25 protein-coding genes and 1 rRNA gene are annotated in these 26,576 nt (G+C 74.4%); 21 read left to right on the top strand and 5 right to left on the bottom strand.

The features are described 5' to 3' along the window. Positions 1-2: 2 nt before the first annotated feature. Positions 3-119, top strand: a 5S ribosomal RNA gene (gene rrf, locus C229_RS0118760). A gap of 970 nt (positions 120-1,089) precedes the next feature. On the opposite strand, the gene C229_RS33010 is transcribed toward rrf, so the two are convergent. Beyond that, positions 1,090-2,013, bottom strand: a complete 924-nt coding sequence (locus C229_RS33010) for a hypothetical protein (RefSeq protein ID WP_026313927.1) — start codon at positions 2,011-2,013, stop codon at positions 1,090-1,092. Between the two features lie 9 nt (positions 2,014-2,022). Between C229_RS33010 and C229_RS0118750 the strand changes: the two genes are divergently transcribed. The 6 genes from C229_RS0118750 (at position 2,023) to C229_RS0118725 (ending at position 8,082) form a co-directional block, all read left to right on the top strand. Beyond that, positions 2,023-3,135, top strand: coding sequence for an ICP22 family protein (locus C229_RS0118750; RefSeq protein WP_026313926.1), 1,113 nt, complete (start codon positions 2,023-2,025; stop codon positions 3,133-3,135). 307 nt (positions 3,136-3,442) lie between these two features. Next, positions 3,443-4,348 (top strand): ABC transporter ATP-binding protein, encoded by a 906-nt coding sequence (locus C229_RS0118745; protein WP_026313925.1) that lies wholly within the window; start codon positions 3,443-3,445, stop codon positions 4,346-4,348. 1 nt (position 4,349) lies between these two features. Then, positions 4,350-5,090 (top strand): ABC transporter permease, encoded by a 741-nt coding sequence (locus tag C229_RS0118740; RefSeq protein ID WP_018656636.1) that lies wholly within the window; start codon positions 4,350-4,352, stop codon positions 5,088-5,090. 13 nt (positions 5,091-5,103) lie between these two features. Next, positions 5,104-6,255 (top strand): sensor histidine kinase, encoded by a 1,152-nt coding sequence (locus C229_RS0118735; RefSeq protein WP_018656635.1) that lies wholly within the window; start codon positions 5,104-5,106, stop codon positions 6,253-6,255. Then, complete coding sequence (locus C229_RS0118730) at positions 6,248-6,874, top strand: response regulator (RefSeq protein WP_018656634.1); 627 nt, start codon at positions 6,248-6,250, stop codon at positions 6,872-6,874. The genes C229_RS0118735 and C229_RS0118730 overlap by 8 nt, the downstream gene beginning before the upstream one ends. A 41-nt stretch (positions 6,875-6,915) precedes the next feature. After that, entirely contained in the window at positions 6,916-8,082 is a 1,167-nt protein-coding gene (locus C229_RS0118725) for an alkaline phosphatase PhoX (RefSeq protein WP_018656633.1), read from the top strand. On the opposite strand, the gene C229_RS0118720 is transcribed toward C229_RS0118725, so the two are convergent. Continuing rightward, positions 8,060-8,989 (bottom strand): MBL fold metallo-hydrolase, encoded by a 930-nt coding sequence (locus C229_RS0118720; RefSeq protein WP_018656632.1) that lies wholly within the window; start codon positions 8,987-8,989, stop codon positions 8,060-8,062. The genes C229_RS0118725 and C229_RS0118720 overlap by 23 nt on opposite strands. 10 nt (positions 8,990-8,999) lie before the next feature. Continuing rightward, complete coding sequence (locus C229_RS0118715; protein ID WP_018656631.1) at positions 9,000-10,325, bottom strand: DUF1015 domain-containing protein; 1,326 nt, start codon at positions 10,323-10,325, stop codon at positions 9,000-9,002. 93 nt (positions 10,326-10,418) lie between these two features. Between C229_RS0118715 and C229_RS0118710 the strand changes: the two genes are divergently transcribed. Then, entirely contained in the window at positions 10,419-10,835 is a 417-nt protein-coding gene (locus C229_RS0118710; RefSeq protein WP_018656630.1) for a tetratricopeptide repeat protein, read from the top strand. Positions 10,836-10,894: 59 nt separating this feature from the next. Further along, a complete protein-coding gene (locus C229_RS0118705) occupies positions 10,895-11,920 on the top strand; it encodes an HAD-IIA family hydrolase (RefSeq protein WP_018656629.1) in 1,026 nt (341 codons plus the stop codon). Here the strand turns inward: C229_RS0118705 and C229_RS0118700 are convergent. Continuing rightward, on the bottom strand, positions 11,886-12,227 hold the full coding sequence (locus C229_RS0118700) for an SCP2 sterol-binding domain-containing protein (RefSeq protein WP_018656628.1): 342 nt from the start codon (positions 12,225-12,227) through the stop codon (positions 11,886-11,888). The two genes, C229_RS0118705 and C229_RS0118700, sit on opposite strands and share 35 nt — an antisense overlap. Before the next feature lie 106 nt (positions 12,228-12,333). Between C229_RS0118700 and C229_RS34715 the strand changes: the two genes are divergently transcribed. The 11 genes from C229_RS34715 (at position 12,334) to C229_RS0118645 (ending at position 25,662) form a co-directional block, all read left to right on the top strand. Then, positions 12,334-12,486 (top strand): hypothetical protein, encoded by a 153-nt coding sequence (locus C229_RS34715; protein WP_018656627.1) that lies wholly within the window; start codon positions 12,334-12,336, stop codon positions 12,484-12,486. Then, complete coding sequence (locus tag C229_RS0118690) at positions 12,483-13,283, top strand: TlyA family RNA methyltransferase (RefSeq protein ID WP_018656626.1); 801 nt, start codon at positions 12,483-12,485, stop codon at positions 13,281-13,283. Before C229_RS34715 ends, C229_RS0118690 begins: the two co-directional genes overlap by 4 nt. Beyond that, complete coding sequence (locus C229_RS0118685) at positions 13,280-14,197, top strand: NAD kinase (RefSeq protein WP_018656625.1); 918 nt, start codon at positions 13,280-13,282, stop codon at positions 14,195-14,197. The genes C229_RS0118690 and C229_RS0118685 overlap by 4 nt, the downstream gene beginning before the upstream one ends. 69 nt (positions 14,198-14,266) lie before the next feature. Next, entirely contained in the window at positions 14,267-15,964 is a 1,698-nt protein-coding gene (gene recN / locus C229_RS0118680) for a DNA repair protein RecN (RefSeq protein WP_026313922.1), read from the top strand. 112 nt (positions 15,965-16,076) lie between these two features. After that, entirely contained in the window at positions 16,077-17,327 is a 1,251-nt protein-coding gene (steA, locus tag C229_RS0118675; protein WP_018656623.1) for a putative cytokinetic ring protein SteA, read from the top strand. Next, the gene (locus C229_RS0118670; protein WP_018656622.1) at positions 17,324-18,280 is read left to right on the top strand and encodes a copper transporter; all 957 of its coding nucleotides are present in this window, start codon (positions 17,324-17,326) and stop codon (positions 18,278-18,280) included. Before steA ends, C229_RS0118670 begins: the two co-directional genes overlap by 4 nt. Before the next feature lie 4 nt (positions 18,281-18,284). Then, positions 18,285-19,193, top strand: a complete 909-nt coding sequence (locus C229_RS0118665) for a hypothetical protein (RefSeq protein ID WP_018656621.1) — start codon at positions 18,285-18,287, stop codon at positions 19,191-19,193. 48 nt (positions 19,194-19,241) lie between these two features. Continuing rightward, positions 19,242-20,948 (top strand): murein biosynthesis integral membrane protein MurJ, encoded by a 1,707-nt coding sequence (gene murJ / locus C229_RS0118660; protein WP_240487332.1) that lies wholly within the window; start codon positions 19,242-19,244, stop codon positions 20,946-20,948. Beyond that, positions 20,929-22,158, top strand: coding sequence for a glycosyltransferase family 4 protein (locus C229_RS0118655; RefSeq protein WP_018656619.1), 1,230 nt, complete (start codon positions 20,929-20,931; stop codon positions 22,156-22,158). The genes murJ and C229_RS0118655 overlap by 20 nt, the downstream gene beginning before the upstream one ends. A 238-nt stretch (positions 22,159-22,396) precedes the next feature. Continuing rightward, positions 22,397-23,389, top strand: coding sequence for a TerC family protein (locus tag C229_RS0118650; RefSeq protein WP_018656618.1), 993 nt, complete (start codon positions 22,397-22,399; stop codon positions 23,387-23,389). Between the two features lie 77 nt (positions 23,390-23,466). Beyond that, positions 23,467-25,662, top strand: coding sequence for an acyl-CoA dehydrogenase family protein (locus C229_RS0118645; protein WP_018656617.1), 2,196 nt, complete (start codon positions 23,467-23,469; stop codon positions 25,660-25,662). A gap of 24 nt (positions 25,663-25,686) precedes the next feature. Here the strand turns inward: C229_RS0118645 and C229_RS31055 are convergent, their stop codons facing one another. Beyond that, entirely contained in the window at positions 25,687-26,007 is a 321-nt protein-coding gene (locus tag C229_RS31055; RefSeq protein ID WP_018656616.1) for a hypothetical protein, read from the bottom strand. A 158-nt stretch (positions 26,008-26,165) separates the two neighbouring features. On the opposite strand from C229_RS31055, the gene C229_RS0118635 reads away from it, so the two are divergent. Then, complete coding sequence (locus tag C229_RS0118635; RefSeq protein ID WP_240487331.1) at positions 26,166-26,558, top strand: hypothetical protein; 393 nt, start codon at positions 26,166-26,168, stop codon at positions 26,556-26,558. Positions 26,559-26,576: the final 18 nt, after the last annotated feature.

Below are 26,576 nucleotides of genomic sequence, written 5' to 3'. Positions count from 1 at the left end.
CGTTCGGTGGTTTTGGCGAAAGGGAAACACCCGGTCCCATCCCGAACCCGGAAGTTAAGCCTTTCAGCGCCGATGGTACTGCATGGGAGACTGTGTGGGAGAGTAGGACACCGCCGGACTTACATTGGTCGAGGGTCGCCCCGATTTCCGGGGCGGCCCTCGACGCATGTGCGGTGCCTGCCAAAGTAGGCTGCAAGGAAAACCACCGAACGACGACAGTGATGGACGTAGATGAGCGCGGAAGAGGACGGCCGACGCGGCGACGACCGCGGACGGCGCGACAAGGACGGTGGGCGCGGCGCGCCCGGCCGTCGTGGGGGCGACGCTCGCGGGGGAGCGGGCCAGCGCCGGAACGGTGGTCCTCGTGGCGGGGCTCCGCGTGCGGCCGGCGGCCGTCCGCGCGGCGGTGAGAACGGCGACGGGCGGTCGGGGGGCGGTCCGCGTCGCGACGACCGCGACGCTCCGCGCCGTTTCGACGACCGCCGCCGCCAGACCGCCGAACGCGGCGGCCAGGGCGACAGCCGTCCGCAGAGCCGTCCCGATGACCGTGGCGGCGACCGCCGCCAGGGCGGCTACCAGGGCCGTCCGGACGACCGCCGCTCGGGCGCCCCGCGCCGCGACGACCGCGGCCAGCGCTCCGGTGGCTTCGGTGGCGACCGTCCGCAGCGTTCCGGAGACCGTCCCCCCTTCCGCGGCGACCGCCCCGACCGATCGGGCGACCGACGCCCCGGCAGTTCCGGCGCCCCGCGCCGCGACGACCGCTCCCAGCGCTCCGGCGGCCGCGACGACCGACCCCGTACAGGCGGCTTCGACCGTCGCGATGACCGTCCCCAGCGCTCGGGCGGCCGCGACGACCGGCCCCGTACGGGTGGCTTCGACCGTCGCGACGATCGTCCGCAGCGCTCAGGTGGATTCGACCGTCGTGATGACCGGCCGCGTTCCGGCGGGTACGACCGCCGTGACGATCGTCCCCGTTCTGGTGGTTACGACGGCGGTGAGGGCCGTCCGCAGCGTTCCGGTGGGTTCGGTGGGCGTGATGAACGTCCGCAGCGTTCGGGTGGGTTTGACCGCCGGGACGACCGTCCCCGCTCAGGCGGGTTCGATCGTCGGGATGAGCGTCCGCGTTCCGGTGGGTTCGATCGTGGTGAGGACCGTCCTCGTTCCGGTGGGTTCGGTGGGCGCGACGATCGTCCGCAGCGTTCGGGTGGGTTCGAGCGTGGTGAGGGTCGTTCCCGTTCCGGTGGGCGTGACGATCGTTCGCAGCGGTCGGGCGGGTTCGATCGTCGTGACGATCGGCCGCGTTCCGGTGGGGCTGAGCGTCGTGGGGATGGTCCGCAGCGTTCGGGTGGGTTCCGGGACGATCGGCGCTCTGGTGGGTTCGGAGGCGAGCGGCGGGATGAGCGTCCGCGTCGTGACGACTCGCGGGCCGGAGGTTTCCGTGATGACCGCCGGGTGTCCGGGGACGGTGAGCGGCGTCCGGGTGGTTCCGGTGGTCCGCGTCGCGATGACCGCGGGGTCGGAGATCGGCCGCGCCGTGACGATCGTCCGCAGCGTTCCGGTGGGTTCCGTGGTGACCGGTCCGACGATCGGCCGCGCCGTACGGACGATCGGCGTCCCGGTGGGGACCGGCGGTCCGGCGGGCAGGGTGGCCCGCGGCGGGACGACCGGCGTCCGCAGCGTTCCGGAGACGGGCGTTCGGGTGGCTACGGCGGTGACCGGCGCGATGACCGTCCCGGCGGGCATCGAGGCGACCGCCGTGATGACCGTCCCGGTTACCGGGGTGACCGGCGTGATGACCGTCCGGGCGGCTTTCGGGGTGACCGGCGTGACGATCGGTCCGGTGGGGATCGGCGTGATGATCGGTCCGGTGGTTTCCGGGGTGAGCGGCGGGACGGCCGTCCCGGCGGCTACCGAGGGGAACGGCGCGACGGGCGGCCGGGCGGCCGGAGTGAGCGGCGTGATGACCGTCCCGGCAGGGGGTTCGAGGAGCGGGAGTCCACCGAGCCCAAGCATGACGACCCGTTGCTGCCCGACGACGTCACCGGTGACGAGATGGACGCCGAGGCGCGCGCCGAGCTGCGCACGCTCCCCAAGGACCTCGCGTCGCGCGTCGCGCGGCACCTGGTGATGGCGGGCCGGCTCGGTGAGGACGACCCGGAGCTGGCGTACAAGCACGCCCGGGCCGCGCGTCGCCTGGCGTCGCGGGTCGGGATCGTCCGCGAGGCGGCGGGGCTCGCCGCCTACGCGGCGGGCGAGTGGTCGGAGGCTCTGTCGGAGCTGCGCACGGCGCGCCGTCTGGGCGCCGGCGACGACTCCTACCTCCCGGTGATGGCCGACGCCGAACGCGGCCTCGGACGTCCCGAACGGGCGCTCGATCTGGTCAAGTCGCCGGAGGCGGCCCGGCTGGACGCGTTGGGCGCGGTGGAACTGCGCATCGTCGAGTCCGGCGCGCGCCGCGACCTCGGTCAGTTCGACGCGGCCGTCGTGACGCTCCAGATCCCCGAGCTGCGCGACCGGCGGCTCCGTCCGTGGTCGGCGCGGTTGTTCTACGCGTACGCGGACGCGCTCGTCGAGGCCGACCGCGCGGAGGAGGCGTCCGACTGGTTCGCCCGCGCCGCCGCCGCCGACCGTGACGGCGAGACCGACGCGGCCGAACGCTACGCCGAACTGGAGGGCCTCGACATCCTCGACACCGAGGACGACGAGTTCCCGTCCGACGAGTCTCCGGCCATCGCGGACGAAGCCGCCCAGACCGGCTCCGACGCTGCGGCCGTGGACGACGCCCACGCGGTGCCGGTGACCCTGGACGAGTCGGAGGTCGAGCAGATCTTCACCTCCGCCGAGCCCGGAACGCCGAACGCGGCGGACGAGCCGTCCGAGGCCGAGCCCGTGCTGTCTGCCGTGGCGGACGAGCCGACCGGCGGCGAGCCCGCGACGTCGGCCGCGACGGACACTCCGACCGACGCTGGGCCCGAGCCGTCCGCAGCGGACGAACCCGTCTCGGTGGACCCGGTCGCCTTCGAGTTCAAAGCGGCCGAGCCCTCCCCGGCCGAACCCGCCCCGGACACGACGGAGGACGCCCCGACGGCCGTGTTCCTGGAGCCGGACGACAAGCCGGACCCGAAGCAGAACTGACCCACCACCCGAAGGCCCGGAACGGACGCCACCCCAGGCGCCCGTTCCGGGCCTTCGTCGTATTCACACCCGCGCAGACCGGCGCACATCTCCGAGGGGCGCGGCGCTGCGGCGCGTGGGTGCAGGTGGGCGTGGGCGTAGCCATGCGTGAGTGGGGTGTGGCCGGGCGCGCGCGTGGGGTGTAGGCGCGGGTGTGTGGGCGGGGTGTTGGGGGTCTTTGGTCGTAGGGGCGGGGTCAGCCGATCGGTTGGTGGGTTGGGCGGGTTGGTGGATGTGGGTGGGTGGGGGGTCGGGGGAGGGTCGGGGTATGTCGATCGTTGAGGTCAGAGGTCTGCGGAAAGCCTATGGGGGGCGGCCCGTGGTGGACGATGTGTCGTTCGAGGTCGAGGAAGGGGAGATCTTCGGGATTCTCGGGCCGAACGGGGCCGGGAAGACCACCGCGGTGGAGTGCGTCGAGGGGCTGCGGGTGCCCGATGCCGGGGTCGTGCGGGTGGCGGGGCTGGAGCCGCGGCGGGAGCGGGAGCGGCTGACGGGGATTCTCGGGGTGCAGCTTCAGGAGAGCGAGCTTCAGGAGAAGCTGAGCGTGCGGGAGGCGCTGGAGCTGTACAGCGCGTTCTACCCGGAACCGGCGGACTGGCGGGGGCTCGCCGAGCGGCTGGGGCTGGTCGAGAAGCTGGGGACGCGGTTCGGCAGGCTGTCCGGCGGGCAGAAGCAGCGGCTGTTCATCGCGCTCGCGCTCATCGGCAACCCCCGCGTCGTGGTGCTGGACGAGCTGACCACCGGCCTCGACCCGCGCGCCAGGCGCGACACGTGGACGCTGATCGAGGAGGTGCGCGACGCCGGGGTGACCGTCCTGCTCGTCACGCACTTCATGGAGGAGGCGCAGCGCCTCTGCGACCGGATCGCGGTGTTCAAGCGGGGCCGCGTCGCCGCCCTCGACACCCCGGCCGGGCTGATCCGCCGCAGCGCGGGCGGCACCGTGATCTCGTTCGACCCGTCCCGTCCGCTGGACGACGGCGACCTGGACGCGCTGCCGGACGCGCAGTCCGTCGAGAGCCGCAACGGGCGGGTCACCCTGCACGGCACCGACGCGACCGTCAACGCCGTCATCTCGCTGCTCGCCCGTCGCCAGATCACCGCGCACCAGCTCCGCGTCTCCGACGCCACGCTGGACGACGCGTTCCTCGAACTCACCGAAGACCGGGAGAACTGACGTGTCCGCCTCCGCCGCCGTCCTGAAGGCCGAGTCCCGGCTGTTCGCGCGTGAGCCGTTCAGCCTCTTCTGGATCGTCGTCTTCCCGACCCTGCTGCTGGTGATCCTCGGCCTGATCCCGTCGTTCCGGGAGCCGAGCGACGACCTGGGCGGGAACCGGGTCATCGACGTGTACGTCCCGGTGAGCGTGCTGCTGGCGCTGATCATGGCGGGCGTTCAGGCGCTGCCGCCCGTCCTGTCCGGTTACCGTGAGCGCGGGATTCTGCGCCGCATGTCCACGACGCCGGTGCGGCCGGGTTCGCTGCTCGCCGCGCAGATCGTCCTGCACTTCGCGGCGGCGACGGGGTCGGCGCTGCTGGTCATCGCGGTCGGCCGGCTCGTGTTCGACGTGCCGCTGCCCGGCCACCCGGCCGGGTACCTGCTGGCGCTCCTGCTCGGCGGGCTCAGTGCGCTGGCGCTGGGCGCCACCGTCACGGCCGTCACGCCCACGACGAAGGCGACGACCGTGGTCGGCTCGATCGTGTTCTTCCCGTCGATGTTCCTCGCGGGGGTGTGGGTGCCGGTCCAGGCGATGCCCGGCGCGCTGCGCGGCGTCGTGGAGTACCTGCCGTTCGGGGCCGCGTCGCAGGCCCTCAACCAGGCCGCCGGCGGCGACTGGCCCGACTGGACGCACCTCGGCGTGACGGCGGTGTGGGCGGCGCTGCTCATCGCCGCCGCCGTACGCTGGTTCCGGTGGGAATAGGGGGAGTGTCCGGATGACGACGGAGCAGCGCTGGGAGCGGTTCTACCGCTGGGGCCCGTTCGGGCTGCTGGCCCTTGCGTCCTTCCTGGCGCTGCTCATCCGCGACCTCGTCATGACGCCCGGCGAGGAGCGGGTGGCCGCGACGCTCCTGATCACCGCGCTGGTTCTCCAGTCCCTGCACGCGACCGGGCGCGTCCCCGGGACGATCTACTTCTGGACCCGCACGGTCCTCGCGTTCGTCCTCTCCTGGCTCAACCCGTTCTTCTGCGTCTACGCGGTCCTCGGATACTTCGACGCCGCGCACTACCTGACCCGGCGCTGGGCCGTGGCGGGGATGTTCGTCACGGCCGTCACCATGTCCGGCGCGCAGGCGGGCGGCCTCCCACCGGACGGGGCCGTCGGGGTCGCCGGGTTCTGCGGCCTGCTCGTCCTGAACGTGGCGCTCGTGACCTTCTTCGGCGTCATGGCCGACCGCGAGACCGAGCAGGCACGCGTCCAGGAGGAGACCATCTCCGAACTGGAACGGACGAACGCCCGGCTGGAGCGGGCGCTCACCGAGAACGCGGGCTTGCAGGCCCAGCTCGTGCTGCAAGCCCGCGAGGCGGGCGTCAACGACGAGCGCCGCCGCCTGGCCGCCGAGATCCACGACACCATCGCGCAGGGCCTGGCGGGCATCGTCACCCAGCTCCAGGCGGCCGGGGACGACGAGCACGTCCGCCGCGCCACCGACCTCGCCCGCGCGAGCCTGCGCGAGGCGCGCCGCTCGGTGCGGAACCTGGCGCCGACCGAGCTGGAGCACGGTTCGCTGCCCGAGGCGCTGAAGGAGATCACCGACGGCTGCGCGCAGCTCACCGTCACCGGCACGGTGGAGTCGCTGCACGACGAGATCCAGGCCGCGCTGCTGCGCATCGCGCAGGAGGCTCTGGCCAACGCCACCCGCCACGCGGGCGCCGACCGCATCGGCGTGACCCTGTCCTACCTGGACGACGAGGTGATCCTCGACGTCCGCGACGACGGACGCGGCTTCACCAGCCCCGACGGCGGCTTCGGCCTCACCGCCATGCGCGAGCGCGCCGCGCGCGTCGCGGGCACGCTGGAGATCGAGTCCGAGCCCGGCCGGGGCACGGCCGTGTCCGCCCGCGTACCGTTGATCCGACATGGCTGACATCACCCTGCTGATCGTCGACGACCACCCCGTCGTCCGGGACGGCCTGCGCGGCATGTTCGCCGCGACGACCGGGTTCGAGGTGCTGGCCGAGGCCGCCGACGGCCGCGAGGCCGTGGCGCGCGCCGCCGAGCTGCTGCCCGACGTCGTCCTGATGGACCTGCGGATGCCGGGCGGAGGCGGCGTCGAGGCCATCAAGGAGCTGACGCGGCGCGCCCTGCCCTGCAAGGTCCTGGTGCTCACCACCTACGACACCGACACCGACACGATCCCGGCGATCGAGGCGGGCGCGACGGGCTACCTCCTCAAGGACGCCCCGCGCGACGAACTGTTCACCGCCGTGCGGGCCGCCGCCGAGGGACGCACCGTGCTGTCCCCGGCGATCGCCTCCCGCCTGGTCTCGCGCGTCCGCGAACCGCGCGGCGAGTCGCTGAGCGCCCGCGAGCTGGAGGTGCTGCGGCTGGTGGCGCGCGGGACGAGCAACCGGGAGATCGCCGCCGAGCTGTTCGTCAGCGAGGCCACCGTGAAGACCCACCTCACCCACATCTACGCGAAGCTGGACGTCAAGGACCGCGCGGCGGCGGTGGCGACCGGTTACGACCGGCGGCTGCTCCCCTGAGGGGGTTGACGGCTTCCTCCGTAGATCCGATATTCGGTGCCATGGCCCCCGCCCTGAACCGCCGTGCGTTCCTGTCCACCGCCGCCGTCGCCGGCGGCACCGCCGCGTTCTCCGGAGCGCTGTGGCAGAACGCGTTCGCGTCCGCCGCGCAGCCGGGCCCCGGCCCCTACGGGCCGCTCGGCGCGGCCGACGCGGCCGGGCTGCGGCTGCCCGCCGGGTTCACCGGACGCGTCGTGGCACGCTCCCTCCAGCGCGTCGCGGGCACCCGCCACACCTGGCACGCCGCCCCGGACGGCGGCGCCTGCTTCCCCGACGGCGACGGCTGGATCTACGTCAGCAACTCGGAGATCCCGGTCGTCGGCGGCGTGTCGGCGCTGCGGTTCGACGCGGGCGGCACGGTCACGTCCGCCTACCGCACGCTGGAGGGGACGACGCTGAACTGCGCGGGCGGCGCCACCCCGTGGAACACGTGGCTGTCCTGCGAGGAGCACGACTTCGGCCTCGTCTACGAGACCGACCCCTACGGCAGGAGGTCGGCGAGGCCGCGCCCGGCGATGGGCCGGTTCAAGCACGAGGCCGCCGCCGCGGACCCCGACCGCCGCGTCGTCTACCTCACCGAGGACCAGGGCGACGGCTGCTTCTACCGGTTCCTCCCGGACACCTGGGGCGACCTGGCGGCGGGACGGCTGGAGGTGCTGGTCGGCAGCGGCCCCGGCAAGGTCCGGTGGGCGAACGTCCCCCGGCCGCAGATCTGGTCGACGCCGACCCGGAACCAGGTCTCCGGCGCGCTGCGTTTCAAGGGCGGCGAGGGCTGCTACTACGCCGCCGGGGTCTGCTACTTCACGACGAAGGGCGACAACCGCGTCTGGGCCTACGAGGCCGCCACCGAGCAGTTGCGCATCGCCTACGACGACGACCTGGTGGAGGGCGAGGCGACGCTGCGCGGCGTCGACAACATCACCGGCGCCGCCACCGGCGACCTGTACGTGGCCGAGGACGGCGACGACATGCAGATCAACCTCATCACCCCGGACGGCACCGTCGCCCCGTTCGTCCAGATCGTCGGCCACGACGAGTCGGAGGTCACCGGCCCGGCGTTCTCCCCGGACGGCACCCGGCTGTACTTCTCGTCCCAGCGCGGCAAGAGCGGCTTCATCGCCGGGACCGACGGTTGCACGTTCGAGGTCACCGGCCCGTTCCGCCGCTGAGCGCGTGCATGATGCCCGTGACGTTGGCGCGGGTGCTGCTGAGCGTCTCGAACTTGGCGGCCAGCTCGGGGTCGGCGCCGGGCCGGGTGATCCCGTAGCGGGGGTCGGTGCGCTCGCGGACGAGCGCGACGGCGTGGTCGACGTCGTCGCCCGCCTCCCGGACGGTGTCGACCCAGATCCGCAGCTCCTCGGCGGACCGGTCGAGCGTGTCGGCGACGGCCGTCACCGGGCCGTAGTGCGCGAACAGCAGCCGCTGCGGCCCGAGACCGGCGAACATGCGCAGCGACGCCAGCGCGGCGTCCAGGTCGAAGTCGGGCGGCGGCGTGGCGGGCCGGACGTCGGCGGTCTCGGGGACGTAGACGCCGGCGGCGTCACCGACGTACAGGTCGCCGGTGGCCGAGTCGACCAGGCCGATGTGGTGGCGGGCGTGGCCGGGGGAGTGGTGGGTCTCCAGCCGCCGCCCGCCGCCGAGGTCGATGGCGCCGACGTCGTCGACGGAGCGGATGCGGGCGGCGTCGGTGGGCGTCATGTCCCCGAACAGCGTGTCGAACGCGTCCCCGAACACCCGCCGCGCGCTGCGGACGAGCCGGGTGGGGTCCGCGAGGTGCCGGGCGCCCTTCTCGTGGACGACGACCTCGGCGGACGGGTAGCGGGCGGCGATGGCGCCGACGCCGCCCGCGTGGTCGAGGTGGATGTGGGTGACGACGACGGTCGCGAGGTCGTCCGGGCCGATGCCGAGCGCGTCGAGCGCGGCGGCGACGACCGGCGCCGACCCGGCGGTGCCCGGCTCCACCAGGCAGGGCCGGTCGGACCGGATCAGGTACCCGGCGGTGATGCCGGTGTGGCCCGCCATCCGGGTGTCGATCTCGTGGACGTCGCCGCCCAGCGGGGTGATCGTGGTCTCCATGCCCCGACCCTTACCCGCCGGGCACCTCCAGGTCCAGCAGCCGCAGCACCAGGCCGCTGCGCGGCTTGGGGCCGAACGACGTGGACTTGCGCGGCACCCGCTCCCCGGCGGCGGCGACCGCGTGCACCTCGGCCACGCCGAGCGGGCGCAGGACGACGGCCGTCCCGCCGGTCGCGGCGGCCCGGTCCAGCGCCGCCGCCGCGTCGTCGTGCACGACGTCCACGGTGTGCTCGTCCTCGCTGACGTGCCAGGCGTCCCGGATGAGCAGCCGGTCCAGGACGGCGGTGTTCATCCGCCGCAGCCGGGTGGAGAGCCCGGCGGGCATGGCACGGTCCAGCGCGGTCACGTCGCGCGGCGTCAGCAGGAACACCGACCGGCCGCGGCCGAGCACGTAGGAGGGCTGCTCGGCGGCGTCCAGGGCGTCCAGCGCCGCGTCCAGGCCGGGCTGCGGCGTGACGGTGAACAGGTCCCGCGCGCCCGCCAGCGCCGTCTCCAGCGGCAGCGCGGGCAGGACGCGGTGGATCGCCCCGAGATGCGGCGGATAGCGGGTGGAGTCCACGAGCAGCGCGAGCCCGTAGTCGTACGGGGACGGGCCGGACTGCCGCCCCTGGAGCGCGCGGTAGGTGGCGTAGCGGTGGTGGCCGTCCGCGATGAGCGCCTGCCGGGGCGCCAGCTCGGCCGCGATCCGCGCGTGCAGCGCCGGGTCCGCGACGCGCCACATCCGGTGCGTGCGGCCGTCGGGGCCGTGGAACTCGACGATCGGCGTGCCCGTCGCGGCGTCGTCGACGATCCGCGCCGTCGCGGCGCCGCCCTCGTAGGTGAGGAAGATCGGTTCGAGGTTCGCGTGAGTCGCCGTCATCAGCGCCAGCCGGTCGCGGACCGGCCCCGGATAGACGTTCTCGTGCGGCAGCACCACCCGCTCGCGCTCGGCGCGCAGGCCGAGCGCGCCGACCAGGCCGCGCTGGAGCACGCCGCCGGCGTCGGCGACCTCGTAGACGTACAGGGCGGGCGCGTCGTCGGCGGCCAGGACGCCCTGCTCGCGCCAGCGGTCCAGCGTGCGGGCCGCCGCCGCGTGGTCGCCGCCCGCCGCCTCCGGCAGGATCAGCCGGACGACGCTGTGCCCGTCCCCGGTCAGCAGGTGCCGGACGTCGCCGCCGTCGATGACGTCGTAGGGCGGGCTCGTCACGGCGGCGAGGTCACCGACGCGCGCGGTGTCGAACCGCACGCCGCGGAACGGCGCCAGCTCCAGGCCGGTGCCGCCGCGCGGGCCCGGCGCGTCGAACGCCCAGGCGCTGAAGTCCTCCGGGGTCAGACCGGAGGGGAGGTCCCCGTTCACTCTGGGCAGGGTATGCAGGGACGCCCGTGCCCCGTGCGGGCGGGTCCGGAGGTGGGTACGGTCGGAGTGATCGCTGCGAGCGGGGAGGTCCACGTGAGGGTAGAAGGTCCGGACCGGCCCGAGGATTCCCCCGCCCCCGGCGGCGGGGTCTACGAGTGGTACACCCGGGGCCTGGAACTGCTGCGCGCGGGCAGCGCGGCGGCGGCGCTGCAACTGCTGGCGCGGGCGGCCGAGGCCGAACCGGGGTCGCGCAGCGTCCGCGAGGCGCTGGCCCGCGCGCAGTTCGGCGCCCGCCGGTTCGCCGAGGCGGCCGAGACGTTCCGCTCCATCGTGGACGACGACCCCGCCGAGGATTACGCGCTGTTCGGCCTCGGCCTGTCGCTGAGCCGGATGCGGGAGTTCGAGGCCGCCGCCGAACCGCTCGCGCTGGCCGTCGCGATGCGGCCCGGCAACAAGGACTACGCCGCCGCGCTGCGGCACGTCCGCGCCACCCTGGCGGCGCGCGGCTGACGCCGTACCGGGAGAATCGCCGTGAACGGCGCCGACCGCCCAACGGTGAGGAGCACGGGATGCAGGGTTCGCAGGGACCGCTGAGCGAGGCGTACGACGTCGCGCTGCTCGACCTCGACGGGGTCGTCTACGTGGGCCACCGGCCGGTGCCGGGCGCCGCCGAGGCCCTGGCCAAGGCACGCGCCGCCGGGCAGCGGCTCGCGTTCGTCACCAACAACGCGTCCCGCACGCCGTCGGCGGTCGCGACCCTGCTGGGCCAGGTCGGCGTGCCCGCCGAACCGTCGGACGTGGTGACGTCCTCGCAGGCCGCCGCCCGCTACATCGCGGAACGGCTGGAACCGGGCGCCAAGGTACTGGTGGTCGGGAGCACGGCGCTGCGCCGCGCCCTGTACGACCGGGGGCTGCGGCCGGTGTCGCTCGCGTCGGACCGGCCGCAGGCCGTCGTGCAGGGCTACGACCCCGGCCTCGCCTACGGCCTGATCGCGGAGGGCGCCAAGGCGGTGCGCGCCGGGGCGCTGTTCGTCGCGTCCAACGGCGACGCCACCATTCCCGACCACGACGGCGTGCCCAAGCCGGGCAACGGCTCGCTGCTCCAGGTCATCCGCAACGCGACCGGCGTCGACCCGGTGGTGGCGGGCAAGCCGGAACGGCCGCTGCACCGCGAGTCGATCCTGCGCACGGGCGCGGAACGCCCGCTCGTCGTCGGGGACCGGCTCGACACCGACATCGAGGGCGCCGTCAACGGCGGCGCCGACAGCCTCCTGGTGTTCACCGGCGTCACCGAGCCGGTGGACGCGCTCACCGCGCCGCCGCACCACCGGCCGACCTACCTGTCCGCCGACCTCGGCGGGCTGCTCATCGAGCACCCGGCCGTCGTCCGCGACGGCGACGCCTGGACGTGCGGCGGCTGGGCGGCCGCCTGGGACGGCGACGCGGTCCGCCTCACCGGCGGCGGCACCGCCGACGACGGCCTGCGCGCCCTGGCCGGGGCCGCGTGGCGCGACGCGACGCCCGCGCCGCGCGCGGCGGTCACCGCCGCACTCGACGTCCTCAGAGGATCTTCCGGAGCCGCAGCAGGTCGGTGAACCTGGCCTCGATCTTCAGTTTGCCGGTGGCCCACGCGCGGGCGGGCGACAGCCGGTCGTCCGCCAGCGCCACCAGGTCGCCGGAGTCGACCGCGATCCGCACCTGCGCGGCGCCCGGCTCGCCGGTCGGCGTGAACGGATCGAGCCCCCCGGCGTGCAGCCGCGACGCGTAGGCCAGCCCCAGGTCGCGGACCCGGACGCTGACCGACCGCTCCACGGCGTGCTGCGCCCACTGCTCGGGATCGACGTCCCCCAGCCGCCGCGCGATGCGGTCCAGCGCGGCGCGGCTCTCTTCTTCGTCGGGCATGTCAGACCGTCCCCCGTCCGGTCGGCGACGATGTCGTGCAGGGACGGTAGCGTGCTGGTCGTGCCTTCGCGACTCGCCGCGAGGGGCGAAGCGGAGGTGAACGACGATGTCCGAGTCGGGCACCGGGGACGCGCGCGTCGACGCGGTCCTCGGGCGGCTGGACGAGCTGGCGGCGATCCCGGTCCCCGCCCACGTGGAGGTCTTCGAGGACGTGCACGCGCGCCTTCAGGAACTGCTGGACGGGAACGACCCGGCATGACGCGGCGGCGGCTCGACGCCGAGCTGGTGCGGCGCGGCCTGGCCCGCTCGCGCGAACAGGCCACCCAGCTCATCGGCGACGGCCTGGTCCGCGTCGGCGGGCAGACGGCGGGCAAACCCGCCACCCAGGTCGAGACCGGCGCCGCGATCGTCGTGGACGCCCCGGCCGAGGGCCCCGCGTACGTCTCGCGCGGCGGCCACAAGCTCGCGGGCGCGCTCGCGGCCTTCCCCGGCCTGCCCGTCGAGGGCCGCGTCTGCCTCGACGCGGGCGCCTCCACCGGCGGCTTCACCGACGTGCTGCTGCGCGCCGGGGCCGCCCGCGTGTACGCCGTCGACGTCGGCTACGGGCAGATCGCCTGGTCGCTGCGCACCGACGACCGCGTCACCGTCCGGGAGCGGGTCAACGTCCGCGACCTGACCCCCGAGATCCTGGACGGCGCCGCCCCCGGCCTCGTCGTGGGCGACCTGTCGTTCATCTCGCTCAAACTCGTGCTCGCGCCGATCCGGCGCTGCGCCGCCCCCGACGCCGACTACGCGCTCATGGTCAAGCCGCAGTTCGAGGTCGGCAAGGACCGCGTCGGCGCCGGCGGCGTCGTCCGCGATCCCGCGCTGCGCGCCGAGGCCGTCCGGGACGTCGCCGCGCACGCCGCCACGCTCGGGCTCGGGGTGCGCGGCGTCACCGCGAGCCCGCTGCCCGGCCCGTCCGGCAACGTCGAGTACTTCCTGTGGCTGGCGGCCGGGGCGCCGCCGCTGGCCGACGCCGACCTCGCCCGCGCCGTAGCGGAAGGACCCGCATGACCGCCCGATCCGTGCTCGTCGTCGCGCACACCGGCCGCCCCGAGGCGGTCCGCAGCGCGCAGCTCGTCATCGAGCGGCTCACCGCCGCCGGCATCGCCGTACGCGCGCTGGAGGGCGAGGCGCAGGACATCGGCTGCACCGGCGTGGACGTCCGCCCGCCCGGCCCCGACGCCGCCCGCGACGCCGAGGTCGTCATCGTCCTCGGCGGCGACGGCACGCTGCTGCGCGCCGCCGAGCTGGCCCGGCCCGTCGGCACCCCGCTGCTCGGCGTGAACCTCGGCCACGTCGGTTTCCTGGCCGAGGCCGAACGCGAGGACCTGGCCGCCACCGTCGACCGCGTCTGCGCCCGCCGCTACGACGTCGAGGAGCGCATGACGCTCGACGTCACCGTCCGCCGCAACGGCGCCGTCACCGGCAGCACGTGGGCGCTGAACGAGGCGTCGGTGGAGAAGGCCGAGCGGGAGCGGATGCTGGAGGTCGTCGCCGAGATCGACGGCCGCCCGCTGTCGGCGTGGGGCTGCGACGGTGTGGTGTGCGCCACGCCCACCGGCTCGACGGCGTACGCGTTCTCGGCGGGCGGTCCGGTGGTGTGGCCCGAGGTGGAGGCGCTGCTCGTCGTGCCGATCTCCGCGCACGCCCTGTTCGCCCGCCCGCTGGTGGTGTCGCCGCGCTCGCTGGTGGCCGTGGAGGTGCAGCACGACACCCCCGGCGCCGTGCTGTGGTGCGACGGCCGCCGCAGCCTCGACCTGGCGCCCGGCGCCCGCGTGGAGGTGCGGCGCGGCAGCGAGCCGGTGCGGCTGGCGCGGCTGCACCTGACGCCGTTCACCGACCGGCTCGTCACCAAGTTCGGGCTGCCCGTGACGGGCTGGCGGGGACGCCCGCTGAGCCGTCCCGAGGAGTCGGCGGCGGATTAAGAGGATAATCTCGGCAGGGCGCTGGAACCGGGATGTCGTTTGCGAGGGGTTGTGACGCTGGTGCGTCCGATGGTCGATGAGGTGCGTATCCAGGGCCTCGGTGTGATCGACGAGGCCGTGCTGGACCTGTCCCCGGGGTTCAACGTCGTCACCGGCGAGACCGGGGCCGGCAAGACGATGGTGGTGACGAGCCTCGGCCTGATGTTCGGCGGCCGCGCCGACCCGCAGCGGGTGCGGCCGGGCGCCGACCGCGCGGTCGTGGAGGGCCGCATCGTCGTCGACCCGGGCGGACGCGCCGTCGAGCGCGTCGAGGAGGCCGGCGGCGAACTCGACGACGGCGCCCTCATCGTCACCCGGTCGATCTCGGCCGAGGGCCGCTCGCGCGCCCACCTGGGCGGCCGGTCCGTCCCGGTCAGCCTGCTCATCACGCTCGCCGAAGACCTCGTCGCCGTGCACGGCCAGTCCGACCAGCAGCGGCTGCTCCAGCAGGGCCGCCAGCGGGCCGCGCTGGACCGCTACGCGGGCGGCGAGCTGACCAAGCCGCTGCGCGCCTACACCCGCTCCTACCAGCGCCACCGCAAGGTGACCGAACTGCTGGAGGAACTGACCACCAAGGCCCGCGAGCGCGCGCAGGAGGCCGAACTGCTCCGGTTCGGGCTCGAAGAGGTCGAAAAGGTCGATCCCAAGCCCGGCGAGGACGTCGAACTGGCCGCCGAGGAGGACCGTCTCGGCCACGCCGACGCGCTGCGCGGCGCCGCCGACACCGCCCACGACGCGCTGCTCGGCGACGCGTCCGCCGCGTTCGAGGCCGCCAACGTCGTCAGCCTGCTCGGCCAGGCCCGCACCGCGCTCGACCAGGTCCGCGACCACGACCCCGAGCTGGGCGCCCTCGCCGACCGGCTCGCCGAGGCCGGGTACCTCGTCTCCGACGCCGCCACCGACCTCGCCGCCTACGCCGAATCCATCGACGCCGACCCGGCCCGGCTCGCCGTCGTGCAGAGCCGCCGCGCCGAGGTCACCGCGCTGGCCCGCAAGCACGGCGGCACCGTCGAGCAGGTGCTGGAGTGGGCGCGGACGTCGGCGGCCCGGTTCACCGAACTGGAGGGCGACGACGACCGCATCGAGACGCTGCGCGCCGAGCACGCCGAGCTGACCGAGCGGCTGGCCGCCGAGGCCGCCGAGCTGACGACCGTCCGCGAACGCGCCGCCGAGCGGTTCTCCGCCGCCGTCACCGACGAACTGACGGCGCTGGCCATGCCGCACGCCTCCGTCGTCGTCGCCGTGACGCCGACCGGCGAGTACGGCCCGCACGGCGCCGACGAGGTCGAGGTGCGGCTGGCCCCGCACCCCGGCGCCAAGCCGCTGCCGCTGCACAAGGGCGCGTCCGGCGGCGAGCTGTCCCGGGTGATGCTGGCGATCGAGGTCGTGTTCGCCGGGTCCGACCCGGTGCCCACGTTCGTGTTCGACGAGGTCGACGCGGGCGTCGGCGGCAAGGCCGCCGTCGAGATCGGCCGCAGGCTCGCGCGGCTGGCCCGCAACGCGCAGGTCATCGTCGTCACGCACCTGCCGCAGGTCGCCGCGTTCGCCGACCAGCACCTGCTGGTGGAGAAGGCGTCCGACGGCTCGGTGACGCGCAGCGGCGTCACCGCCCTGGACCGCGAGGGCCGGGTGCGGGAGCTGTCGCGGATGCTCGCCGGCCTGGAGGACTCCGAACTCGGCCGCGCCCACGCCGAGGAACTGCTCGACCTGGCCGCGCGGGAACGCTGACCCCGCCGCCGGGGGCGATCCCCGTCATATCGACCGACAGTGCGCGAACGAACACGCCCCGCCGTTCGTCGTTACCGGTGTCACCTCTGACCCTCTGGCAGGATGTCTTCCGATGAACGAGCCGTCTCCCACCACCGAGGCCCGCACCGTGCAGGAGCGGGCCCGCCGCGCCGCGCTGCTGCCGCGGCGGGTGCGCGGGCTCGGCCGCGGCCGCGACGAGGAACGCGGCGTCGCCGGCACGGTCCGGCTCGACCGCCGCACCAAGAACCTCACCAAGCGGCTCCAGCCCGGCGAGGTCGCCGTCATCGACCACGTCGACCTCGACCGCGTCAGCGCCGAGGCGCTGGTGTCGTGCCAGGTCGGCGCGGTCGTCAACGTGGCGCCGAGCATCTCGGGGCGCTATCCGAACCTCGGCCCGCAGATCCTCGTCGAGGCGGGCATCCCCCTCATCGACGACGTCGGCCCGGAGATCTTCGCCAAGCTGTCCGAGGGCGAGCGGGTCCGGCTGGAGGGCGGCGAGGTGTGGCGCGGCGAGGACGTCGTCGTCAAGGGCACCGAGCAGACCGCGCAGACGGTCGAGACCGCGCTGACCGAGGCCAAGGCCGGTCTCGCCCACCAGCTAGAGGCATTCGTCGCCAACACGATGGAGTACGTCAAGCGCGAGCGCGACCTGCTCATCGACGGGGTCGGCGTCCCCGACGTCGCCACCGAGCTGAACGGGCGGCACGCGCTGATCGTCGTGCGCGGCTACCACTACCGCGAGGACATCGCGGCCCTGCGCCCCTATATCCGCGAGTACCGGCCCGTCCTCATCGGGGTCGACGGCGGCGCCGACGCGCTGCTGGAGGCCGGCTACCGGCCCGACATGATCGTCGGCGACATGGACTCCGTCTCCGACGCCGCCCTCACCAGCGGCGCCGAGATCGTCGTCCACGCCTACCGCGACGGCCGCGCCCCCGGCCTGGCCCGCGTCCACGACCTCGGGCAGGAGGCCGTGACGTTCCCGGCCACCGCCACCAGCGAGGACATCGCGATGCTGCTGGCCGACGAGAAGGGCGCCTCGCTCATCGTCGCGGTCGGCACGCACGCCAACATGGTCGAGTTCCTCGACAAGGGACGCGCCGGCATGGCCAGCACGTTCCTCACCCGCCTGCGCGTCGGCAGCAAGCTCGTCGACGCCAAGGGCGTCAGCCGGCTCTACCGCAGCCGGATCTCCACCTGGTCGCTGCTGTTCCTCGTGATCGGCGCCTTCGTGGCCATGTCCACCGCCGTGTTCATGTCCCCGGTGGGAGACGTCATCCGTCCCCTGCTGGCCGACCGCTGGCACGCGTTCCTCTTCTGGCTGACCGGACTCTTCTCTTGATCGACTTCCGCTACCACCTCGTCTCCATCGTCGCGATCTTCCTCGCGCTGGCGCTCGGCATCATCCTGGGCTCCACCACCCTGTCCGACTCGGTCACCGCCGGGCTCAAGCGCGAGGCCAACACGGCCGCCAAGCGCAACGAGGCCCTGCGCGAGGAGCAGGGCCGGCTGACGGCGCAGACGCGCGGCCAGGAGCAGTTCGCGGGCGTGCTCGCCCCGCAGGTCGTCGAGGGCCGCCTCAAGGGCCAGTCGGTCGTGCTCGTGGAGAGCCCCGGCGCCGGCAACGAGAGCCTGGAGCGGGTCGGTGAGCTGGCCAAGAGCGCCGGCGCCACCGTGACCGGCCGCGTCACGCTCCAGGCCAAGTTCCTGGACGCCAAGGAGGCCGGCACGATCGACGCGCTGGCCGCCCAGCTCAAGCCCGCCAACGTGAACCTGCCCGGCGACGCCGACGCCTACGGCAAGGCCGGGGCGGTGCTCGCCTCGGCGCTCGTCACCCGCGACGCCTCCGCGACCGGCCGCGAGGACGCGGGCGGCAGCGCCGTCCTCGGCGGCTTCCAGGAGGCGGGTTACCTGACCGTCAGCGGGAAGCCCGCCCAGCATGCGACACTCGCCGTCATGGTCGCGCCGTCCGCCCCCTACACCTACTCCGGCGGCGACGCCGCGAACAAGGCGCTGCTGGCGGTGACGAACGCGCTCGACGCGGCGGGCAAGGGCACCGTCGTCGGCGGGCCGAGCCCGGCGGCGCAGGAGGGCGGCATGATCACGGCGCTGCGCGACTCCGACACCGAGAAGAACGTCTCGGCGGTCGACACGGTCGACACCGCCTCCGGCCAGATCGTGGTGATCCTGGCCCTCCAGAACGAGCTGGGCGGCAAGACGGGGCAGTACGGCACGGGCTCGGGCGTCAACGGGTACCTGCCGTCGCCGGCCCCGGCCGCCACGACGAACGGATGACGCGATGACGCGAGTCTCCTCGACCCTCCGGCTCACCGGCGGCGCGCTGCTCGGCGCCGCCGCCGCCCGCGCCGCCTACGCGGCGCTGACGGCGAACCCGCCCGGCGGCGAGGTGTGGGGCCGCACCAACCACCGGGGCGAGCCCGTCACGCTGCTGGAGGGGCCCGCGTTCGTCGCGGGCGCGGCGGCGGGCGGCCTGCTGCTGCCCGGCGTCCCGGCGCGGATGCGCGCCGCCGCGCTGCTGGCGGGCACGGTCCCCGGCGCGCTCGGCGGCTACGACGACCTGTCCGGCTCGGCCGACTCGCGCGGCTTCAAGGGCCACCTCGGCGCGCTGGCGCGCGGCGAGGTCACCACCGGCGCGGTGAAGATCCTCGGCATCGGCGCGGCCGGTCTCGGCGCCGCCGCCCTGGCCGGGTCGCCCGCGCCCACCCGCGCGGGCCGCGTGTTCGACACGCTGCTCAACGGCGCGCTGGTCGCCGCGAGCGCCAACCTGATGAACCTGTTCGACCTGCGGCCGGGCCGCGCGATCAAGGTCGGGCTGATCACCGGCGCGCCGCTGGCCGCGACGTCCGGTGCGGCGGTCGTGGCCGCGCCGCTCGGCGCCGCCGCCGCGCTGCTGCCCACCGACCTAGCCGAGCGCGCGATGCTCGGTGACACCGGCGCCAACGCGCTCGGCGCCCTGCTCGGCCTCGGCGCCACCCGGCTGCCGCGTCCGGCGCGGCTCGCGGTGTTCGCGGGCGTCGCGGGGCTGAACGCGGCCAGCGAGTTCGTGAGCTTCACCAAGGTCATCCAGCGGACGCCCGCGCTGCACCGCGTCGACATGCTGGGCCGCCGTCCCGTCGCGGTCGTCCCCGAACCGGCGCCCGAGCCGGTCGTCGACGCGGCGCCCGCCGGGGAGCCCGCCACCTCCTGACCTCCGCGCCCGTCGCCCAAGACCTCCCCTCGTCTGAGAGCCCTGCCCGTGAGCCCTGCCCCGCGCCGTCTGACGGCGTTGATCCGCCGCGCCGTCCGCGGGGACGGGGCACAGGAGATCGGCACGTCCCGGTCCGGGCGGCGCGCCGCTCTGGCGGGCGGCATCGCGGGCGCCGCCGTCGTCATCGGCGTCATCACCGTGCTGTCGCGGCTGGCGGGGTTCGGGCGGACGTACGTCTTCTCGCAGACGGTCACGACGTCGTGCCTGAGCCAGGCGTACTTCACCGCGACGCAGTTCCCGAACATCGTGTACGAGATCGTCGCGGGCGGGGCGCTGGCCGCGATGGTCGTGCCGGTGCTGGCCGGTCCCGCCGCGCGCGGCGACACCGGCGAGGTCCGCCGCATCGCCTCGGCGCTGCTGACCTGGATCGTCCTGCTGATGATCCCGCTGGCCGGGCTGATGGCCCTGCTCGCGGGGCCGATCATGGAACTGCTCGTCGGACCCGACCTGACCGGCTGCTCGCGCACCGACATCGTCGCGGTCGGCGGCCGGATGCTGGCGATCATGGCACCGCAGATGGTCATGTACGGGATCGCGGTCGTGCTGTACGGGGTGCTCCAATCGCACCGGCGGTTCGTGGCGCCCGCGCTGGCGCCGCTGATGTCGTCGCTCGTCGTCATCGGCGCCTACCTGGTCTTCGCGCCGCTGGGCCGGGGACACGAGAACGACCTGGCGGGGCTGCCGCTGCCCGCCGAGCTGACGCTGTCGGTCGGGACGGCCCTCGGCGGCGTCGCGATGGCGCTCACCGCCGGGATCGCCGCGTGGCGGCTGCGGCTCGGGCTGCGGCCCACGCTGCGGTTCCCGCCCGGCGTGGCGGTCGCGGTGCGGCGGCTGGCACTGGCCGGGCTGGCGACCGTCGTCGCGCAGCAGCTCTCGGCGCTGCTCGTCGTGCGGCTCAGTTACGAGGGCACCGGCGGCGCCCTGGCCAACTACCAGTACGCGTGGGCGATCTACCTGCTGCCGTGGGCGATCCTGGCGGTGCCGATCGCGACGAGCGCGTTCCCGCAGCTCTCGGCCCGCACCGGCCCGGACGAGCGGGCGGCGTTCGATCGGATCACCGCGTCCACGATTCGCGCCGTGCTGCTGGTGTCGTGCGCGGGCGCGGCCGTGCTGGCGGCGGTGGCGCTGCCGGCCGCCGCCGTGTTCAACCCCGGCAGCGCCGAGCAGCGCGACGTGCTCGCCCGCGCGGTCCTGGCGTTCGCGCCCGGTCTCGTCGGCTACGGGCTCGTCGCGCACCTCGGCCGGGTGCTGTTCGCCTGCGGGCGGGGCCGCGCCGGGGCGGCGGCCGTCGTCGCGGGCTGGACGGTCGTCATGGCGGCCGACCTGGCGCTGGTCGCCGCCGTGGACGAGCGCCGGGTCGTGGCGGCGCTCGGCGCCGGGAACTCGCTCGGCATGACGGTCGCCGGGGCGGCGCTGCTGGCCGTCCTCGTCCGCGCCCGGGGACGGTCCGCGCTGCGCGGCGTGCCGCGCGCCCTGCTGGCCTCGCTCACCGGTGCCGTCGCGGGCGCCGCCGCCGGATACGGCGTCGCGGCGTGGCTCGGCACCGGCGGGCAGTTCTGGAACATCGGGATCGGCCTGCTCGCCGCCGCCGTGGCGGGGCTGGCCTTCCTCACCGTGACGTTCGTGATCGACGGCCGCGACCTGCGCGCCGTCCTCAACCGGAGGTTCGCCCGAGATGCCGACCGAGACGACTGACCCGGGCCTGGACGGCCTGCGCGTGGCGCTGGTGCTCGGCACGGCCGCCGGGGGAGTGGGCAAGCACGTCCGGTCGGTCGCGGCCGGGCTCGCGGCGCGCGGGGCGCGCGTCGCGGTGTGCGGGCCCGCCGCGACCGAGGAGCTGTTCGGGTTCAGCGGGCCGGGCGTCCGGTTCGCCGACGTCGACCTCGGCGACCGGCCGCGCCCGGCGGCGGACGCCCGCGCGGTGCGGCGGCTGCGGACGCTGCTGCGCGACGCCGACGTCGTGCACGCCCACGGGCTGCGGGCGGGCGCGCTGGCCGTCGCGGCGACCGCGCGGGTCGCCCCGGACCCGCTGCGCCTCGGGCGGGGCCGGACGCCGGTCGTGGTGACGCTGCACAACGCGGTGATCGCCGGTGGCCGCACCGCCGCGATCTACGGGGCGCTGGAGCGCGTGGTGGCGCGCGGCGCGACGGCCGTGCTCGGCGTCTCACCGGACCTGGAGCAGCGGATGCGCGACCTCGGCGCGCGCGACGTGGGCCTGGCGCTGGTGCCGGCGCCCGCGCCGAAGTCGGTGCCGTCCCCGGCGGACCGCGCCGACCTGCGCGCCGAACTGGGCGTCGGTGATCGCCCGCTGATCGTCACGGTGGCGCGGCTCGCCGAGCAGAAGGGGCTGCCGACGCTGCTGGACGCGGCGGCGGGCTGGGCGCGCCGCACGCCCGCGCCGCTGGTGGCGATCGTCGGGGACGGGCCGCTGGCCGACTCGCTCCAGGCGCGGATCGACGCCGAGGACCTGCCGGTGCGGTTGCTCGGCCGCCGCCGGGACGTCCCCGGGCTGCTGACGGCCGCCGACATCGCGGTGGTGCCGAGCGTGTGGGAGGGGCAGCCGCTCATCGTGCAGGAGATCCTGCGGGCGGGCCGTCCGCTCGTCGCGACCCGCGTGGGCGGCATCCCGGTCATGGTCGGCGCCGAGCCCCGCACCGGCGGGAGCGGGCTGCACGGGCCGGAGAGCGCGGCGGCGCTGTTGGTGCCGCCGCACGACGCGGAGGCGCTGGGCCGCGCCGTCGACCGGGTGCTGGACGATCCGGCGCTGGCGCTGCGGCTGGGCGAGGCGGCGGCGCGCCGGGCGGCGGCGCTGCCCGGCGAGGCGGACGCGGTCGCCCAGCTCACCGCCCTGTATGTCCGTTTGCGCGCAGAATCGGGCGTGAGCGGGGCCTCGCGCCGCCCTTAGACGCGCCGCCCGGGTCGAGGGTTCGCCAAGATCGGAATAAAGGCGGCCGCGCGGGGAACGAGGCGGGGGCACGGCGCGTTCAACCTGAGTGGAGGGGAGTATCCCCGCGCGACGTACTCGTCAATACGGCCGGCCCATGCCGTCCCGGGACGTCGGTCCTCACCGAGGGCGGGAGAGACCTCCGACGTAAACCCCTGCCGTCGGAGGTTCTTCGATGCATGTCGCCCCCTGGGTATGGATGGCCACGATCGTGGCCATCTTCGCGATCATCCTGATCGACCTGCTGGTCATCCACCGCAACGACACCCGCGAGTTCACCACGCGGCGCGCGGCGTTCTGGTCCACGTTCTACATCGGGCTCGCCGTCCTGTTCGGCGTCGGCGTGTGGATCTTCGCGGGCGCGCAGTACGCCGGCGAGTACTTCGGTGGCTTCGTCACCGAGAAGAGCCTGAGCATCGACAACCTGTTCGTCTTCATGGTGATCCTGGCGCGGTTCGCCGTGCCCAAGGCCCTCCAGCACACCGTGCTGATGGCGGGCATCATCATCGCGCTCGTCCTGCGCGGCATCTTCATCGCGGTCGGCGCCGCCGCCCTGTCGGCGTTCACCTGGGTGTTCTTCGTCTTCGGGTTCTTCCTCATCTGGACGGCCGTCGGCCTGCTCCGCCACCTCGGCGAGGACGAGGACGTCAAGGAGAACTTCCTGCTGCGCTGGGCCAAGCGGGTCCTGCCGACGACGAGCGAGTACCACGGCCAGAGCCTGGTCACCCGCATCGACGGCAAGCGCGTCGTGACGCCGCTGCTCATCGTCATGATCGCCATCGGCTCCACCGACGTGATGTTCGCGATCGACTCCATCCCGGCGATCTTCGGCCTCACCCAGGAGCCGTACCTGGTCTTCACCGCCAACGCGTTCGCGCTGATGGGCCTGGTGCAGCTCTACTTCCTGCTGGGCGGCCTGGCCGAGCGGCTGGTCTACCTCACGCACGGCCTGGCGTTCATCCTCGGGTTCATCGGCGTCAAGCTGATCCTGCACGCGCTGCACGAGTACCACGTCTCGTGGGCGCCGGACGTGCCGATCTGGCTGTCGCTGGCGGTCATCGGCGGCACGCTCGTCGCGGTCGCGGTGGCCAGCCTGGCGTCGTCCAAGCGGCCCGGCCCGAAGAAGACCGTCGAGGAGCAGGCGGCCGAGCAGGCCGGGACGGACCCGGCGGTGGACACCCGCAAGCAGTGAGACTGACGTCACCTTCCCCACAGACCCGAATGCTGTTCTAGAATCCTGATCAACAGCGGTCTGAGAGAAGGTGACGCATGGCCATCGGATTGACCGAAGAGCACGAGGCCCTCGCCGATTCGGTGCGCGGGTTCGCCGAACGGCACATCGCAGCGCCCGTCGTACGGGCCGCGCTGGACGCCGACGAAGAGACCCGCCCCGGATTCTGGGCGGGTCTCGCCGAGCAGGGCCTGCTGGGCCTGCACCTGGACGAGGAGCACGGCGGCGCGGGCTACGGCCTGCTGGAGCTGGCCGTCGTCCTGGAGGAGCTGGGCCGCGCCGCCGCGCCGGGACCGTTCCTGCCGACGGTGTTCGCCAGCGCGGCGATCGACGCCGCCAGCAACCCCAAGGCCCGCGCCGAGCTGCTGCCCGGCCTGGCCGACGGCTCCCGCACCGGCGCCGTCGCCCTCACCGGCTCCTTCACCGGCCGCCGCGAGGGCGGCGCGCTGGTGATCGACGGCTCGGCCGCGACGGTCCTCGGCGCGTCCCTCGCCGACCTGCTGGTCCTGCCGGTGGACGTGGACGGCACGATCGAGTGGGCCGTGGCCGAGGCGTCCGCGCTCACGGTCACCCCGGTCGAGAACCTGGACCGGGTCCGCCGCGTCGCGCGCGTCGAGGCGTCCGGCGTGAGCGTCGACGCCGACCGCGTGCTCGACGGCCTCACCGCCGAGCGGGTGCGGGAGCTGGCCGCCGTGCTGTTCGGCGCCGAGACCACCGGCCTCGCCGGGTGGCTCGTCCAGACCGCCGCCGGCTACGCCAAGGTCCGCGAGCAGTTCGGCCGCCCGATCGGCCAGTTCCAGGGCGTCAAGCACAAGGCCGCCCGGATGCTGATCGTGCTGGAGCAGGCCCGCGCCGCGACCTGGGACGCCGCCCGCGCCGTCGGTGACGGCTCTCCGGACGCCCCGTTCGCGGCGGCCGTCGCGGCGGTCGTCGCGCCCGACGCGGGTGTGCGGACGGCCCGTGACGCGATCCAGATCCTCGGCGGCATCGGCTTCACCTGGGAGCACGACGCCCACGTCTACCTGCGCCGCGCGCTGGCGCTGCGGGCGCTGCTCGGCCCGGCCAAGGGCTGGGCGCGGCAGGTCGGCGAGATCGCGCTGGCCGGCGGGCGCCGCCCGATCGAGCTGGAGCTGGACGACGATACCGAGCCGATCCGGGCGCGCATCCGCGCCGAGATCGCCGAGCTGGCCGCCATCGACGACAAGGGCGCCCTCAACGCCAAGATGGGCGACGAGGGCTGGACGGTCCCGCACTTCCCCAAGCCGTGGGGCCGCGAGGCGTCGCCGGTCGAGCAGATCCTCATCCAGCAGGAGCTGAAGGCCGCCGGGGTCAAGGCCCCGAACCTGGTGATCGGCGCGTGGCTGGTGCCGTCGCTGGTCCGCTACGGCACCGAGGAGCAGAAGGAGCGGTTCCTGCGGCCGACGCTGCGCGGCCAGCTCATGTGGTGCCAGCTCTTCTCCGAGCCGGGCGCCGGGTCGGACCTGGCGTCGCTGTCGATGAAGGCCGAGCGCGTCGAGGGCGGCTTCAAGCTCACCGGGCAGAAGATCTGGACGTCGGTCGCGCAGTGGGCCCAGTGGGGCTTCTGCATCGCCCGCACCGACGCCTCCGGCTCCAAGCACGACGGCATCACCTACTTCCTCGTGGACATGAAGTCGCAGGGCGTGGACGTGCGTCCGCTGAAGGAGCTGACGGGCGAGGCCGTCTTCAACGAGGTCTTCCTGGACGGCGTGTTCGTCCCGGACGACTGCGTGGTCGGCGAGGTCGGCAAGGGCTGGGCGGTCACCCGCAACACGCTGTCCAACGAGCGCGTGTCGCTGTCCACGGGCAGCGGCATGGGCATGGGCGTGCCGGAGCTGCTCGACTTCTTCAAGGAGCGCACGCCGGACGCGGGCGAGGTGCTGGAGATCGGCAAGCTGGTGGCGCAGGGCCACTCGATCGACCTGCTGTCGCTGCGCACCACGCTCAAGCAGCTCAACGGCGTGGAGCCGGGCGCGGAGGCCAGCGTCCGCAAGCTCCTCGGCGTCCAGTTCAACCAGGACGTCGCGGACTACTGCTGGGCGGCGCAGGGCGAGGCGGCGACGACCGAGGTGACGATGGCCGAGAGCGGGATCGTCGCCCGCGCGATGCTGTTCAGCCGCGCGATGACGATCTACGGCGGCACCACCGAGGTGCAGCTCAACATCATCGGTGAGCGCATCCTCGGCCTGCCCCGCGACCCCGAGCCGGGCAAGTAGCGCGGGCGGTCTCCCGGCGCGGTCTCAGCCGCGCCGGGAGGCGCCGTGCACCACGTTGATCAGCACGATCGCGGCCCAGCACAGGACGAACCCGAGCGTCCCCGCGTTGACGACGGCGATCGCGCTGAGCGGGATCGCCGCCAGCAGCGAGGCGAGCGGCAGCACGAGGCCGGTGTCCCAGCCGGGGGCGTCCCGGCGGGGGCGCGGCTTGGGCCGGTCGCGCAGCGTCTCCTCGACGCGGTCCACGATGCTCTGCACGAAGGCGTCGTCGTAGTCGGGGCCGAGTTCGCGGCGGGCGGCCATCGCGGCGGCGAGGTCGTCGCGGGGCAGGCGCGGGATCGTCATGGGTCCGTTATAGGCGCGGGGCGGCGCGCTGTGCGTCACACCAGGGCGCGAGATCAGGTCTCACACCGTGGGGTGAGACGCCCGCTTTCACAGCGCCGGGTCGGATACGGTACCCGTCGGTAAACTGCGTGAACTTCGCTCCGGAGGTGCTCGTGCGTGTGCGGTCCCGTCCTCTCGCCGCCGTCGGTCTCGGCGCGGTCCTCGCGCTGAGCGCGTGCGGCGGCCACGCCCCCAAGGCGCCCGCCGCGGCGCCGTCCACGAGCCTGCCGCCGCCGCCCGAGGTGAAGCCCGCGCAGGTCAAGGCCCTGGTGGGCCGCTGGGTGAGCCCGCAGAAGGACTACTTCGAGTTCAAGGGCGACGGCACCGGCGTCTGGAAGAAGGACGGCCAGACGCTGTGGACCGGCCAGGCCATCCCCGAGGGCGACGACAAGTTCCGGTTCTCCTGGCAGGGTGGCGACCCGCAGACGGCGTCGTACTGGGGCGCGACGCTGGAGAAGGGCGCGTTCATCTTCTCGGGAACGAACCAGAAGTACGTCAAGAGCAAGCGGTGACGGCCGGTCCGCGGCCCG

The sequence above is a fragment of the Actinomadura flavalba DSM 45200 genome, from assembly GCF_000374305.1.
GTDB classification, from domain to species: Bacteria; Actinomycetota; Actinomycetes; order Streptosporangiales; family Streptosporangiaceae; genus Spirillospora; species Spirillospora flavalba.
Note: the sequence above shows the minus strand (reverse complement) of the source record. Positions and strands in the feature narration are given on the sequence as shown.